This is a genomic window from Streptomyces sp. NPDC006174 (assembly GCF_040614075.1).
Lineage (GTDB): Bacteria > Actinomycetota > Actinomycetes > Streptomycetales > Streptomycetaceae > Streptomyces.
The window spans coordinates 104,733-118,534 of the sequence record NZ_JBEXTJ010000018.1 but is presented as its reverse complement, the minus strand read 5'-3'; the positions used below and the strand labels follow the sequence as shown (position 1 = coordinate 118,534).

General features: G+C 70.4%; 15 protein-coding genes. 5 read left to right on the top strand and 10 right to left on the bottom strand.

Annotated elements, in window-relative coordinates:
• Positions 1-13: 13 nt before the first annotated feature.
• Complete coding sequence (locus tag ABZ267_RS31205; protein ID WP_356753857.1) at positions 14-1,543, top strand: MFS transporter; 1,530 nt, start codon at positions 14-16, stop codon at positions 1,541-1,543.
• Positions 1,544-1,617: 74 nt separating this feature from the next.
• Complete coding sequence (locus ABZ267_RS31200) at positions 1,618-2,523, top strand: TetR/AcrR family transcriptional regulator (protein WP_356753855.1); 906 nt, start codon at positions 1,618-1,620, stop codon at positions 2,521-2,523.
• On the opposite strand, the gene ABZ267_RS31195 is transcribed toward ABZ267_RS31200, so the two are convergent.
• The 5 genes from ABZ267_RS31195 to ABZ267_RS31175 form a co-directional block, all read right to left on the bottom strand.
• A complete protein-coding gene (locus tag ABZ267_RS31195; RefSeq protein WP_356753916.1) occupies positions 2,517-3,479 on the bottom strand; it encodes an NAD(P)-dependent oxidoreductase in 963 nt (320 codons plus the stop codon). The two genes, ABZ267_RS31200 and ABZ267_RS31195, sit on opposite strands and share 7 nt — an antisense overlap.
• Before the next feature lie 5 nt (positions 3,480-3,484).
• Positions 3,485-3,955: a PPOX class F420-dependent oxidoreductase gene (locus tag ABZ267_RS31190; RefSeq protein WP_356753853.1), complete on the bottom strand. Its 471-nt coding sequence runs from the start codon at positions 3,953-3,955 to the stop codon at positions 3,485-3,487.
• A 65-nt stretch (positions 3,956-4,020) separates the two neighbouring features.
• A complete protein-coding gene (locus ABZ267_RS31185) occupies positions 4,021-4,836 on the bottom strand; it encodes a YceI family protein (RefSeq protein WP_356753851.1) in 816 nt (271 codons plus the stop codon).
• 226 nt (positions 4,837-5,062) lie between these two features.
• On the bottom strand, positions 5,063-7,621 hold the full coding sequence (locus ABZ267_RS31180; RefSeq protein WP_356753849.1) for an MFS transporter: 2,559 nt from the start codon (positions 7,619-7,621) through the stop codon (positions 5,063-5,065).
• A gap of 31 nt (positions 7,622-7,652) precedes the next feature.
• Positions 7,653-8,165: a MarR family transcriptional regulator gene (locus tag ABZ267_RS31175; protein ID WP_356753847.1), complete on the bottom strand. Its 513-nt coding sequence runs from the start codon at positions 8,163-8,165 to the stop codon at positions 7,653-7,655.
• Between the two features lie 255 nt (positions 8,166-8,420).
• Between ABZ267_RS31175 and ABZ267_RS31170 the strand changes: the two genes are divergently transcribed.
• Positions 8,421-8,636, top strand: a complete 216-nt coding sequence (locus ABZ267_RS31170; protein WP_356753845.1) for a hypothetical protein — start codon at positions 8,421-8,423, stop codon at positions 8,634-8,636.
• A gap of 78 nt (positions 8,637-8,714) precedes the next feature.
• Here ABZ267_RS31170 and ABZ267_RS31165 read toward each other — a convergent pair whose 3' ends face one another.
• From ABZ267_RS31165 to ABZ267_RS31145, 5 genes are all read right to left on the bottom strand, one after another.
• Positions 8,715-8,957, bottom strand: a complete 243-nt coding sequence (locus tag ABZ267_RS31165) for a hypothetical protein (protein WP_356753843.1) — start codon at positions 8,955-8,957, stop codon at positions 8,715-8,717.
• A gap of 703 nt (positions 8,958-9,660) precedes the next feature.
• A complete protein-coding gene (locus ABZ267_RS31160; RefSeq protein ID WP_015610039.1) occupies positions 9,661-10,527 on the bottom strand; it encodes an RNA polymerase sigma factor SigF in 867 nt (288 codons plus the stop codon).
• Between the two features lie 234 nt (positions 10,528-10,761).
• Positions 10,762-11,673 (bottom strand): RNA polymerase sigma factor SigF, encoded by a 912-nt coding sequence (locus ABZ267_RS31155; protein WP_356753841.1) that lies wholly within the window; start codon positions 11,671-11,673, stop codon positions 10,762-10,764.
• A gap of 200 nt (positions 11,674-11,873) precedes the next feature.
• Entirely contained in the window at positions 11,874-12,167 is a 294-nt protein-coding gene (locus ABZ267_RS31150; RefSeq protein WP_356753839.1) for a Dabb family protein, read from the bottom strand.
• Between the two features lie 20 nt (positions 12,168-12,187).
• Positions 12,188-12,352, bottom strand: coding sequence for a hypothetical protein (locus ABZ267_RS31145; RefSeq protein WP_356753837.1), 165 nt, complete (start codon positions 12,350-12,352; stop codon positions 12,188-12,190).
• 716 nt (positions 12,353-13,068) lie between these two features.
• Between ABZ267_RS31145 and ABZ267_RS31140 the strand changes: the two genes are divergently transcribed.
• Positions 13,069-13,479, top strand: coding sequence for a hypothetical protein (locus tag ABZ267_RS31140; protein ID WP_356753835.1), 411 nt, complete (start codon positions 13,069-13,071; stop codon positions 13,477-13,479).
• The gene (locus ABZ267_RS31135) at positions 13,424-13,786 is read left to right on the top strand and encodes an ATP-binding protein (protein WP_356753833.1); all 363 of its coding nucleotides are present in this window, start codon (positions 13,424-13,426) and stop codon (positions 13,784-13,786) included. The genes ABZ267_RS31140 and ABZ267_RS31135 overlap by 56 nt, the downstream gene beginning before the upstream one ends.
• The last annotated feature ends 16 nt before the right edge of the window (positions 13,787-13,802 follow it).

Below are 13,802 nucleotides of genomic sequence, written 5' to 3'. Positions count from 1 at the left end.
GAAGAGAGCCCGCATGACGGCGCCCGCCGCACCGCGACCCGATCTCGCCCCTCAAGGGCACCCGCAGCGCTGGCTGATCCTCGGCGTCATCTGCCTCGCCCAGCTCACCGTGCTGCTCGACAACACCGTCCTCAACGTCGCGATCCCGTCCCTCACCACGGAGCTGGACGCCTCCACCGCCGACGTGCAGTGGATGATCAACGCGTACTCGCTCGTCCAGTCCGGCCTGCTGCTCACCGCCGGCAGCTCCGCCGACCGGTACGGACGGAAGAAGATGCTGGTCGTGGGTCTCGCCTTGTTCGGCATCGGTTCGCTGGCGGCCGGGCTCGCGCAGTCCTCCGGTCAGCTCATCGCGGCCCGCGCCGGCATGGGAGTCGGAGGCGCGCTGCTGATCACCACCACGCTCGCCGTCGTCGTCCAGATCTTCGACGACTCCGAGCGGGTCAAGGCGATCGGCCTCTGGTCGACCGTCAACTCCCTCGGCTTCGCGGCCGGTCCACTCGTCGGCGGGGTCGTGCTGAACCACTTCTGGTGGGGCGCGATCTTCCTCATCAACATTCCGGTGGCGCTGATCGGCCTGGTCGCCGTCGTCCGGCTCGTACCGGAGTTCAAGAATCCGCGCGGTGAGCGGCCCGACCTGCTCGGCGCGCTGCTCTCCACGGTCGGCATGACGGCGGTCGTGTTCGCGATCATCTCCGGGCCCGAGCACGGCTGGACGTCGGGCCGGGTGGGGCTGACGGCGTTCACCGGGATCCTGGTCCTCGCCGGGTTCGTCGTGTGGGAGCTGCGCATTCCGCATCCGATGCTCGACATGCACTTCTTCCGGGACCAGAAGTTCATCGGCGCGGTGGCGGGCGCGATCCTGGTTGCCTTCGGAATGGGCGGTTCTCTCTTTCTGCTCACGCAGCACCTTCAGTTCGTGCTCGGGTACGGGCCGTTGGAGGCGGGACTGCGTACGGCGCCGATGGCGCTCACCGTGGTCGCTCTCAACCTGACCGGCCTCGGGGCGCGGCTCGTGCCGAGGATGGGCACGCCTGCCACGATCGCGGCGGGGATGAGCGCGCTGGCGGCCGGTCTCGCGGCGATCGCGGTGCTCGGCCGGGACGGGTACACCGGGATGCTGCTCGGCCTGGTCGTGATGGGCGCCGGGATCGCGCTGGCGATGCCCGCGATGGCCAACGCCATCATGAGCGCCATCCCGCCGGAGAAGGCCGGGGTCGGCGCGGGCGTCAACGGCACGCTCGCGGAGTTCGGCAACGGGCTCGGGGTGGCGGTGCTCGGCGCGGTCCTGAACATCCGGTTCGCCGCGCTCGTACCGGCGGCCGTCGGCGCCGCCTCACTGCCGGCCGCGCTCGCCGCCGCCGACGGCGCCGGTGAGCGCGCGACGATCAAGGACGCTTTCGCCACCGGCCTGGAGACCAGCCAGCTGGTCGGCGCGGTCGCGGTACTGGCGGGCGGTCTGCTGGCGGCGCTGCTCCTGCGCCGGGCCGAACGGACGGAGGCGGCCGAAGGACGGGCCGAGGCAGTGGGACCGGCCGCATAGCATCGGAGGAGGCAGGACGGGGGCAGTACAGGGCGGAGGCCGGGCGGGCCTCCGCGAGACGAGGAGAGTGCGCCATGGTGTCCGCGTCCGACCGCGCGACGAACTCCGGGAACGACTCCGGCAAGGGCTCCGCGACGAAACCCGTGAAGGACTCCGGGACGAACTCCGGAAACGGCTCCGGCAAGGACCCCGAGGCGGCCCCCGGTAAAGACTCTGAGCCGGCCCCTGCACGGACCAGCGTGTGGCTCGACGGACGGACCTCTTCGCGCAACCGCCGCACCGAGTCGCCGGCCGGCCTGGACCGGAACCGGATCACCGAGGCGTCGGTGCGGCTGCTGGACGCCGAGGGTCTCGCCAAGTTCTCCATGCGCCGGCTCGCCGCCGAACTGGACGTCACCGCGATGTCCCTCTACTGGTACGTCGACACCAAGGACGACCTCCTGGAGCTGGCGCTCGACTCGGTCTACGCGGAGGTCGCACCGCCGCGCGAGGACGCCGACTGGCGGGACCGGCTGCGCGAGCTGGCCCGCAGCTACCGCGAACTGCTCGTCCGCCACATCTGGATCTCGCCGCTCGCCGGTACCTTCCTCAACATCGGACCGAACTCGATGCTGTTCTCGTACGCCGTCCAGGACGTCATCCGGGCCACCGGCCTGCCCTTGGAGCGGCAGACGGGCGCGCTCTCGGCGGTCTCCCAGTTCGTGTACGGATTCGGCACCGTCGAGGGCCACTTCAAGGCGCGGTGCGAGGCGACCGGGCTGACGGAGGACGCGTACCACCGGCACGCGATGGGCACGATCCGGGCCCAGCCGCACCTGCGGGCGATCGTCGAGTCCTCCGACGACCTGATGGCGGCCCGGGGCGGCGACACGGTGGAGGAGATGCGCGAGCGGGACTTCGTCTTCGCGCTGGACCTGCTGATCGCGGGCATCGAGGCGAAATGCGACCGTACGGGCTCCGCGACGACCGCCGCTCAGTAACCGCGCCCCACGTCCACCGCCAGCTCCGGCCGTCGTCCCGCCGCCACCGCCTCCCAGCAGGCGGCGAAGTCCACGGCCACGTCCTCGTCGGCGGTGATCCCCGCGGAGTGCGAGGTGATCACCGTACGAGGCAGCCGCCAGACCGGGTCGTCGGGCGCGGCCGGCTCCTGCGCCAGCACGTCCAGCACCGCGCGCCGCACTCCACCGCCCCGCAGCGCGTCCTCCAGCGCCGCCAGATCCACCGTCGCACCCCGCCCCACGTTGACGAACGTGGCACCCCGCACCGCCGCGAACCGCCCCGCCCCGAAGAAACCCTCCGTGGCCCCGGTCAACGGCAGCGCACCAACCACCCACCGCGCGCCCGCCAGCTCCTCCGCCTCCGCCTCCGCGTCCTCCTCCGCGCCGATCACCCGATCGAAGCCCACCGGAGGCGGCCCGCTCCACGCCGTGCGGCCCACTCCCACCGTCCGCACACCACACCTCCGCAGCAACCCCGCCACGGCCCCGCCGATGCGCCCGGTCCCGTAGACGAGCGCGGTCTGTCCGGCGACCAGCTCCGCCGGGAGCCGGCGCCACTCGGCGCGGGCGTGCTGACCGACGTACTCCGGGACGGACTGGCACTCCGCGAGCACCCAGCCCACCACGTACTGCGCGATCCGCTCGCCCATCCGTCCCACGGTCCGGGTCAGCAGTGCTCCGGCCGGCCACGGCCCGGCGGCGAGCAGCGGATCCGTACCGGCGTTGACGCTGTGGAACCACACCAGCCGCTCCACCGCCCGCACCGAGCCCGGCAGCTCGGCCCCGACACAGAGCAGCGGACCACCGCCCGGCACCTCGTCCGCCAACGGCTCCGCGTCCCGCCCGGTGATCCGCTCCAGCTCCCGTACGAGAGAGGCACTCAGCTCGGGCGCGACGAGCAACCGCGCCCGTGCGAGAAGCTCCGGGCCGGGCACCACGCCGGTCACTCGCCCGGCGCCAGATGAGCCGGGAAGCCGCCGGTCGCGACAGGACCCCACCGCTCCGGCGTGACCCGGATGATCGACTTGCCCTGCTTCACCATGGCGGCCCGGTACTCGTCCCAGTCCGGATGCTCACCGGAGATGTTCCGGAAGTACTCCACGAGCGGCTCGACCGAATCCGGCGCGTCGAGCACCTCCGCCACACCGTCGACCTGCACCCACGGCCCGTCCCACTCGTCGGAGAGGACGATCACGCTGACCCGCTCGTCGCGCTTGGCGTTCCGGGTCTTCGCGCGCTCCGGGTACGTCGACATGACGATCCGGCCCGCGTCGTCGACCCCGCAGGTCAGCGGAGAGCCCTGAGGACGGCCGTCGGCCCGGGCGGTCAGCAGGATCGCCCGGTGCCGGGGCCGGACGAACGCCAGCAACTCGTCGAGGTCCACGGCGGTGTTGGTCGCGATGTCGGTAGCCATGGCGACCACCCTACGACCGGCCACGATTCCACCGCCGGCAGCGAACCACCGCGTCCCTCATCCGGTCATCCGGGCAGCGCGTCGCCCTGTACGGCCTGGATGTCCAGCTCCACCCGCAGGGTCGTCCCGATGGCGGAGATGCCTGCCTGGACGACCTGGTTGTAGTTCATGGCGAAGTCGTCGCGGCGCAGTTCGGTCGTCGCGTGGAAGGCCGCGCGCACCCCGCCCCACGGGTCGGGCCCGGTGCCGAGGTAGGTGAGGTCCAGGTCGACGGGCCGGTTGACGCCGTGCATGGTCAGCTCGCCGTGGACGGTCCAGCGGTCGGGTCCGGCCGGCGCGAGGCCGGTGGAGCGGTAGGTGATCTCCGGGTAGCGGTCCACGTCCAGGAAGTCGGGTGAGCGCAGGTGCTTGTCCCGCATGCCGTTGCCGGTGTCGATGCTGGCCGCGCCGATCACCGCGTCGACCCGGGAGCGGGCCACGTCGTCCCCGATCTCGATGCGGCCACCGAAGTCGGTGAACCGGCCGCGCACGCTGGAGATCCCGAGGTGCTGGGCGACCGCGCCGACCGAGGAGTGGACCGGGTCGAGCGACCAGGCGCCCGGCGGCGGCAGCTGCACCCCGCCCTGGCGGGCCAGCACGATCTGCCCGCCTTCGATCCGGCCGCTCGCCGTGACGAGCGCGGTGGAGGCGGCGGGCGCGTAGCCGACCGCCGTGACGATGACCGTGTACGCGCCGGCCGGCAGGGACCCGTCCGTGCGGACGGCCCCGTCCTCGTCGGCCGCGGCTCGCAGTACCTGGGTGCCGGTCATGTCGGTGACCGTCACGACGGCGTGCTGGACCGCCCAGCCGTCCCGCGTCCGTACGTGTGCGCGAAGTCCCATGCGTATCTCTCTCCTAGCTCCATGACCCGGGGGCCACATGAGTCGGGCCCCGGTGCGGGCACGGCAGGCCGTCCCCTGCCTGCCGTACCCACCTCCGGGGCCCATTTCCACCCGGCCGCGACAGCCTCTCCGCAAGAAGTGCTGTCCGACCAGGGGCCTTTGCGATCCCTTCACGTGTTGACGCGCATCCTTATAGGCACCCGCGTGCGCCTGAGGGAGGGATCAATCACTCACCGGAATGGGCGAGTTCGATGTCGTGTCCGTCAACTCCGGTACCGGTCACTGTCACGGCGCCGGCCACCGGCGGGTAGCCGGTCGCGATGACCGAGTACTCGCCCGCGTCCAGGTCGGTGAAGGCGTACGCGCCGTCCTCACCGGTCGTCGCGGTGGCGACCACGTTGCCGGCCGCGTCGATCAGCGTGACCCGGGCGTCGGCCAGCGGGCTCCGGCCGGACCCGGCCCGTACGACACCTCGGACCAGCGCACCGGCCCGCAGCGCGGCCTCGATACGGGTCACACCTTGGCCGCCGACCTCCACCGGCAGTGCCAGCGGGCGGAACCCGGCCGCGTTGACGGCCACGGTCACGGAGCCCGGGACCAGCTCGCCGAAGGCGAACTCGCCGGTCGGGCCGGACGTACCGGTGGCCAGGACATCGCCGCGTACGTCGGTCACGATGACCATCGCGCCGTCCACCGGCGTACCGGACTCGGCGGCCCGTACGGTTCCGGCCAGTCCGCTCGTACCGGAGAGCAGGATGTCGAAGGCCAGCGGCTCCTCGCCGACGACCACCGTGGACGCCTGCGGCTGGAAACCGTCGGCGGAGGCGATCAGGACGTAGCTGCCGGAGCCCGGCGCGTCCAGCGTGTAGCCGCCGTCGGCCCGGGCGACGGAACGTCCCAGCTGACGGCCGCCCAGCGAGATCAGGGTGAGCGCCGCACGAGCGACCGGAACCCCTTCGGCACCGCGCACCACACCGCGTACGGGCGTGCCTTGGACGTTCTCGTACGAGGTGTCCTGCACGGTTTCGTTCGCGTACGAGGTGGCGGTGTCGGCCGTGGAGGCCGTGTCGACCGAGGTGACCCCGGCCGCGCCTTCGGAGCCGAGCCCGGCGGCGCCGACGGCGGCGGGAACGGGAGCCTCCGCCTCAGCCTCGACCGAAGCCGGGGCGTCGTTGGCGGCGCTGGTCTTCAGCGCGACCTCCTTGATGAAGAGCGTCACGATGAAGGCGATCAGCGCGCACGGAGCGGCGTACAGGAAGACGTCACCGACGCCGTGCCCGTACGCGGCCTCCATGACCAGCCGGAACGGCTCGGGCAGCTTGTCCAGGTCGGGGATGCCTCCGCCGCCCGTTCCTCCGTGGCCGAGCCTGGCGCCCTCGGGGCCGAGGTCGGCGAGGCCCTCCTTGACGTACTGCGTGACGCGGTTGCCCAGGACGGCGCCGAGCGCCGAGACGCCGATCGCGCCGCCGAGGGACCGGAAGAAGGTGACGACGGAGCTCGCGGAACCGAGGTCCTCGGGAGCGACCTGGTTCTGCGTCGCGAGGACCAGGTTCTGCATCATCATGCCGATGCCGAGACCCATGACGAACATGTAGATCGCGACGTGCCAGTACTCGGTGTCGTACCGGATCGTGCCGAGCAGTCCGAGCCCGGCCGTGACCAGGAAGCCACCGCTGACCAGCCACGCCTTCCAGCGGCCCGTCTTGGTGATGACCTGGCCGGAGATGGTCGAGGAGAGGAAGAGGCCCGTGATCATCGGGATGGTCATGACGCCGGACATCGTCGGCGACTTGCCGCGCGCCAGCTGGAAGTACTGGCTGAAGAAGACCGTGCCGGCGAACATCGCGATACCGACGAAGAGCGAGGCGATGGACGCCAGCGTGATGGTGCGGTTGCGGAAGAGGCGCAGCGGAATGATCGGTTCCTTGGCCCGCGACTCGATGAGGACGAAGATCAGGCCGAGCAGGACCGATCCGCCGACCATCACGTACGTCTGCCAGGACATCCAGTCGTACTTGTCACCGGCGAAGGTGACCCAGACCAGCAGGAGCGAGACGGCGGCGCTGATGAAGAACGCGCCGGTCCAGTCGACCTTGACGCCTTCGCGCTTGACGACCGGGAGCTTCAGCGTCTTCTGGAGCACGACGAGCGCGATGATCGCGAACGGCACACCGACGTAGAAGCACCAGCGCCAGCCCATCCAGCTGGTGTCGGTGATGACACCGCCGAGCAGCGGACCGCCGACGGTGGCGACGGCGAAGACCGCGCCCAGGTAGCCGCTGTAGCGGCCGCGCTCGCGCGGAGCGATCATCGCGGCCATCACGATCTGCGCGAGGGCGGAGAGGCCGCCGACGCCGATGCCCTGCACGACACGGCAGGCGATGAGCATGCCGCTGCTGGTCGAGAGACCGGCGACGACCGATCCCAGGACGTAGATGATCAGCGCTATCTGGACCAGCAGCTTCTTGCTGAACAGGTCCGAGAGCTTGCCCCAGAGCGGGGTGGTGGCGGTCATGGCCAGCAGTGAGGCCGTGACGACCCAGGTGTAGGCGCTCTGGCCACCGCCGAGGTCGGAGATGATCTCGGGCAGGGCGTTGGAGACGACCGTCGACGACAGGATCGCGACGAACATGCCGAGCAGCAGCCCGGTCAGCGCCTCCATGATCTGGCGGTGCGTCATGGGTGTGCCGTCGGAGGCGCCGGAGCCGCTGTGGCCTCCGTGGCCTCCATGACCTCCGTGCTTGGCGTGGCCGCCCCGCACACCGGTCGGTGTGGTCGTAGCCATGGGGTTCCTTATCCGTGCGTATTTGCTTCTGTTACACAGGTGTACGGGTGTGCGCGTCGTCACCGAGCCCGTTCCGGCACTCGCCGGAGTGGCTTCCGGGAGCACAGCCACCGGGTCCGCGACAGGCGAAGCTGTCACGCAGCCGGGACAGCAGCGCGTTGAGCCGGCCGACGTCCTCGTCGGACCAGTCCTGGAGGTTGCGGGCGAACATCTCGGTGGTCCGCCGCGTCAGCTCGTCGAGCTGAGCGTGGCCGCCGGGGGTCAGCCGCAGGATGCGGGACCGCTTGTCCGCCGGGTCCGGTGACCGCTCGATCCAGCCGCGCTCGGCCACATGGGCCACGTGGCGACTGGTCACCGAGAGGTCCACGGCCATCAGCTCGGCGAGCCTGCTGATCCGCATCTCGCCGTGCCGGTCCAGGAGCGTCAGCACGGCGGCGGAGCCGCCGGGACACTCGGGAGGCAGTGCGCGAGCGAGTCCCCGCTTGACGGCGCCGACGGCGCTGAGCTGCCGGGCCAGTTCCTCGTACCGACTCCGTGCGGCCACCGGGACCCCCCAACGCACTGATGACTAAGTTGGCTATGTTGTTGCTTAGGGCAACCATAGAAGCCGTTGGTTGCTACAGGCAAACGAAAACGGCCTTGCAGAAGTAAAGGAACGCAAAAGGCTCCGTAGGTTCCCGGTCAAGCGCGGCCTCCTTGCGCTCCGACCCGTTTTCCGCGTACTCCACCGCTGGTCGGGCAGGGTGCCGGACGGCCCGGGGGTTGGGCGGAAGGCCCGAGTTCGCTAGGGTCCTGCCCCATGGCACACAACCCCCACGCCCCTCAGCCGGGCCCCGAGGGCACCTCTGATCCGGCGGGCAGCACGCAGATGTTCCGCGCCTTCGTCGACGAGGGCGAGCCGCAGCGCCGGGTGCAGCCGGCCGCGACCTCGTCCGGGCCGAGAGTCGGGGTGATCGCGGCGGTCGTCGCGGTCGTCGTCGTCCTCGGCGCGGTGGCGTGGCTCGCACTGGGCTGACGCACCGAACCACGACCGAGACGCCTGTGGGGCGGGCGGCGGCTCCGGCCGCTGCCCGCCCCACGGACGTTTCCGGCCTCAGTCCCACACGGCGGAGACGCCCTGGGTCTCGACGCGCATCCCGAGCGGAACGCGCCAGGACTCCACGCACACGGTGTACGTCTCCGAACGCCTGGCCCCGGCCGCGATGGGCGCGGGCAGCGACTGGCTGGACCGGATGGTGGCCCAGTCGACACCGAGGGCGCCGATGATGTGCGTGGCGAAGGTGATGGTTCCCGAACGGGCCGGGGCGCCGCCGGTGTTGCGGAACTCCACGGTCACCTTCTCGCACCACCGCTTGTCGGCCGGCGCGCGCTGCGGGGCGCTGAGGGTGAGCGCGGGCGGTGCGGGGGGCTTGCTGGGCTTGCCGGCGGGAGGAGGTGAGGGGGCGCCTGTGGATCCGCTGCCGGGCTTGGAGGGCTTGGGCGCCGGTTTCGGGTTCGGCTTCGAGGGCTCGGCGGCCCCGGTCCCGCCTGGTGTCTCCGTACGCGCTCCGCTCCCTGACCCAGAACCGGTGACCGGCACCGCCGGACCTCCCGTAGGCCCATCCGCAACGCCAGGACCACCGCCGGACGGTCTACCGGCGGACGGCCTACCGGCAGGCGACTCACCGGCAGGCGGCTCACCGGCAGGAGCCGAAGGGAGTACGGGACTCCGCGGCCCGGCTCCGTCCTCACCGCCACCCGTACGGTCGTCACCGTCCAACGGAACCAGCGTCACCTTGCCCGAGGGCCCCGACGGCCCGGAAGCCCCGGACCGCTCGGCCCCGCCGCCGGCCGCGCCCACCGCCGCGTAACCCTCTCCGTCTAATCCGCCTCCGCAACCGGTCAGAAGGCCACCGCTCAGACACAGTGAGGCCGCCGAGGCGACGATCAAGGTGCCTCGGCGGCCGTACGGACCGAAGGTGTGACGGGTCTGCCGTATCCGACGTCGCATCGCGCCAGTGTGTCTGACGCTCCGTCAAATCAGAACCCTCCTGCGCGGCTCAGTCGGAGATGAGCCCTTCCCTCAGCTGGGCGAGGGTGCGGGTGAGGAGGCGGGAGACGTGCATCTGGGAGATGCCGACCTCCTCGCCGATCTGCGACTGGGTCATGTTGGCGAAGAACCGGAGCATGATGATCTGGCGTTCGCGCGGGGCGAGCTTGGCCAGCAGGGGCTTCAGCGACTCGCGGTACTCGACGCCTTCCAGCGCCGCGTCCTCGTACCCGAGGCGGTCGGCGAGGGAGCCTTCGCCGCCGTCGTCCTCGGGCGAGGGGGAGTCGAGCGAGGAGGCGGTGTACGCGTTGCCGACGGCGAGACCGTCGACCACGTCCTCCTCGGAGACACCGAGCGCCTTGGCGAGCTCCGGGACGGTCGGCGAGCGGTCGAGCTTCTGGGCCAGCTCGTCGCTGGTCTTGGTCAGCGCGAGCCGCAGCTCCTGGAGGCGCCGGGGGACCCGGACGGACCAGGAGGTGTCGCGGAAGAACCGTTTGATCTCGCCGACGACGGTCGGCATCGCGAACGTCGGGAACTCGACGCCGCGTTCGCAGTCGAACCGGTCGATCGCCTTGATCAGGCCGATCGTGCCGACCTGGACGATGTCCTCCATCGGTTCGTTACGGCTCCGGAACCGCGCCGCGGCGTAACGCACCAGCGGGAGGTTGAGCTCGATGAGTGTGTCCCGCACATAGGTCCGCTCCGGACTGTCCGTTCCCTCGGGACCCGAGGCGGGGCCGAGCGCGGCGAGCCGCAGGAACAGGGAGCGGGACAGAGTGCGGGTGTCGATGGCTTCCGGCGAGCTGGTGAGCACGGCGGGTGCCGGCACGCTCTTCGTGAGCGTGAGCACCTTCGAGCTGCCCTGTTCTGCGGACATGCCACCCCCTTGAGGTCGCGGACGGTCGCGGTGGCCGCGACCATCGGAGGAACGCAGCCTCCACCTGAATACCGGAGGCGGGGCTGCGGCAAACGCGCTTCCAGCAGAATGTCACATGTCGGCAACACGCTGTAGTGACATGTCGACAAGTCAGCGGTGAATCCGCCCTGGAAACAGGGGGTGTAGGGCATTTATGCCGTCAGAACCGTTCCCTGGAGGGTCTACCCGTTCCGGTTACGCTTCGATCCTGTTTGCGGACCTCAGTCGGGCGAAACTTCTGGCCAAAAGCCTTGACACATGCATCTGGGAGACGCCTAGTTCGGCGCTGATCTGAGACTGGGTCAAGTTGCTGTAGTAGCGCAGGAGGAGGATGCGCTGCTCACGCTCGGGGAGCTGGACGAGGAGGTGGCGTACGAGGTCACGGTGCTCGACGCCGGCGAGCGCGGGGTCCTCGTAACCGAGCCGGTCGAGCAGCCCGGGCAGCCCGTCACCTTCCTGGGCGGCCTCCAGGGAGGTCGCGTGGTACGAGCGCCCGGCCTCGATGCAGGCGAGCACCTCGTCCTCGGAGATCTTCAGGCGCTCGGCGATCTCGGCGGTGGTGGGCGAGCGGCCGTGAGCGGTCGTCAGGTCCTCGGTGGCGCCGGTGACCTGGACCCAGAGCTCGTGCAGCCGGCGCGGGACGTGGACGGTGCGGACGTTGTCGCGGAAGTAGCGTTTGATCTCGCCGACGACGGTGGGCATCGCGAAGGTGGGGAACTGGACGCCGCGTTCCGGGTCGAAGCGGTCGATGGCGTTGATCAGGCCGATGGTGCCGACTTGAACGACGTCCTCCATCGGCTCGTTGCGGCTGCGGAAGCGCGCGGCGGCGTACCGGACGAGCGGGAGGTTCGCCTCGATGAGGGCGGCCCGGACGCGGCCGTGTTCCGGGGTGCCGGGCTCCAGGTTCTTGAGCTGCCCGAAGAGGACCTGCGTGAGGGCCCTGGTGTCCGCCCCGCGGGTTCTGGCGGGCGGGGTGGTGGGGTCGGGGGTTTCGGTCTGGATCTCGTCGGCGGAGGCGGCCTGGACGCCCTGGGAGGCAGTTTGAGGAGCGCCCTGGGGTGGCTGGACGGACTGGGGAGGCACTTGAGGCGCTGTACTGGCCGGCACGGTGACGCCACCCCTTCGCGGTCAACTACGGTCAACTCATCCGTCAAAAGCGGTCATAGCATCACAAGACATGTCCACTGTGTGCAAGCACCGCAAAGTGCCGTGTTGAGGTCATAAAGGTTTAAAAAGCACGAAGAAACCCCTCGCCTGAACGGCGAGGGGTCAGTCGGAACAGGTCCCGCATCTGCGCGCGGGAAGGATCAGAAGGGATAGTCCGCGATCACCCAAGTGGCGAATTCGCGCCACTGGCCGGCGGCGGCCTGGTGGGCCGGGTGCTCGATGTAGCGCTTGAGGGCGGCCTCGTCGGCGACGGCGGAGTTGATGGCGTAGTCGTACGCGATCGGCCGGTCGGTGATGTTCCAGGCGCACTCCCAGAACTCCAGCTCGGGAACCTGCCCCACCAGCTCCCGGAAGGCACGGTCCCCGGCGACGACCCGCGGATCGTCCCGCTCGACGCCGTCGTTCAGCTTGAACAGGACCAGGTGGCGGATCATTCGGTACCCCTACGGTTTCGCTACTTCACCAGTTCGGTCATGAAGTCGCCGACGCTCTGAGCAGCGCTGGAGACGCTTTCGAACGCTACCCCTACGAGCTCGGTGGACCGTGTCGGAGAGGTGATGATCGAGTACAGCACGAAGACCACCACTATGTAGAGCGCGATCTTCTTTGCCTGCGCCACTGCCCTTGCCTCCCCGTAGACCCGCCGGACCCGCGTGCGCCCTACCTAGGGCCGCCTGGGCCGGGCGTGTGATCGGCAGATTGTATCCGCACGTATGGCCGTATCCAGTAGCCGCTCTCGATCACTGATGCGTCTTTTAAGGCCCTAGGACCCGCCTATAGGGGCCTTTCGCCCACGGCCGAGCCGGTCAGCACCCCGGCAGGATGGACCTCGGCCCTCCGGCCCTGGCAGGACCCGGAGGACCCGGAACAGGCCCTCCCCGCGGGGCCACCGCCGCGCGACTTCCCCCTGACCGCGACGGCCGGCCTGGAGGCCCTGTTCTCCCCGGGGGAAGTGGCCTGTCCCCCCGACGCCGCTTCCCCCGATCTGGCCTTTCCCTACCTCTGCTCTTCTGACGCTGACGCCGACGTGGTCCGTCAGGCGAGGCCGCTGGTGTCGAGATCGAACGGCGACGGGATCCGCGCGACGGCACCCCTTGCACCAGACGGCTCGTGCGGCCGCAGGCGCAAGGGGTGCCCGGTACTCGACATACCTACGTCGCTTGACGCCCCCGATCCGCGTCCATGTTCGGCCAGGGACCACCTCGCATGCGCGGGGACACGGTCGGCCGATGTTCATGAGAGCGGGAGACACCTCGTGGAGCCTCCCGTCGGCCGGATGGAGGCAGGCGCAGTTGGTCCGCGCGCCGGTGTCAGCGTGCTCCATAGGGTGGTCGGATGTTCGATCGTTTGGAGATCAAGGTCTTGCCGCCGGGTCCCCGCTTCGCTGCTCAGTTGCGGTTCTGGGTCAACGGCGAGGACGTGGTCGAGGAAGCAGTCGGCGAAGGCGGCCGCGGGCCATACACGGCCGACGCGTTGCCATCCGACGGTCCCAGCCCTCTTCGGGCGACCGGCGAAGCACGGCGCCTGAAGCTGGGGGAACCGGACTGCACCGGTGGCTGCTGCGGATTTCTGACCGCGGTCGTCCAGCGCTTCGGGGAGATTGTGCGGTGGTCGGACTGGGAGGTTCCGTGGGCTGCCCACACCGCCATGCCCCACCCCCCGCCGGAGCTTCACTTCGACGCGCGCCAGTATGACGCCGAAGTGGCTCGTGCTGAGTCGGACCGCGGTTGGCAGGGGCGAACGTAGCCCAGCACGTCGCCGGCGAACCTGCGCGCTCACCGGCCCTCCGCGCCCTTGCGCCGGCGAGCTGGTGACCAACGCCGTTCGGTACGGGACCGAGCCGGGCGACTCGTTCAAGGTCTCCGTTGCCGCCGCGCCGGGGAGGTGCCGCGTGGAAGTGCATGACACCCGGCGGCGGACGCCCCGTCTTCGGCCGGTCTCCGATCAGCGTGTCCGTGGGCGACGGCTGCACCTCGTCGAGGCTCTGGCCTCGCGGTGGGGTGTGGCCGAGCGGCCCTTCGGCAAGATCGTGCGGGTCGTCGTCACGTGGTGAGCCGTCTCCGAGCGCC

Coding starts and splice junctions, on each gene's coding strand:
- ABZ267_RS31205 (WP_356753857.1), top strand. CDS start 14: ATGACGGCGCCCGCCGCACCGCGACCCGATCTCGCCCCTCAAGGGCAC.
- ABZ267_RS31200 (WP_356753855.1), top strand. CDS start 1,618: ATGGTGTCCGCGTCCGACCGCGCGACGAACTCCGGGAACGACTCCGGC.
- ABZ267_RS31190 (WP_356753853.1), bottom strand. CDS start 3,955: ATGGCTACCGACATCGCGACCAACACCGCCGTGGACCTCGACGAGTTG.
- ABZ267_RS31185 (WP_356753851.1), bottom strand. CDS start 4,836: ATGGGACTTCGCGCACACGTACGGACGCGGGACGGCTGGGCGGTCCAG.
- ABZ267_RS31180 (WP_356753849.1), bottom strand. CDS start 7,621: ATGGCTACGACCACACCGACCGGTGTGCGGGGCGGCCACGCCAAGCAC.
- ABZ267_RS31170 (WP_356753845.1), top strand. CDS start 8,421: ATGGCACACAACCCCCACGCCCCTCAGCCGGGCCCCGAGGGCACCTCT.
- ABZ267_RS31160 (WP_015610039.1), bottom strand. CDS start 10,527: ATGTCCGCAGAACAGGGCAGCTCGAAGGTGCTCACGCTCACGAAGAGC.
- ABZ267_RS31150 (WP_356753839.1), bottom strand. CDS start 12,167: ATGATCCGCCACCTGGTCCTGTTCAAGCTGAACGACGGCGTCGAGCGG.
- ABZ267_RS31140 (WP_356753835.1), top strand. CDS start 13,069: ATGTTCGATCGTTTGGAGATCAAGGTCTTGCCGCCGGGTCCCCGCTTC.
- ABZ267_RS31135 (WP_356753833.1), top strand. CDS start 13,424: ATGACGCCGAAGTGGCTCGTGCTGAGTCGGACCGCGGTTGGCAGGGGC.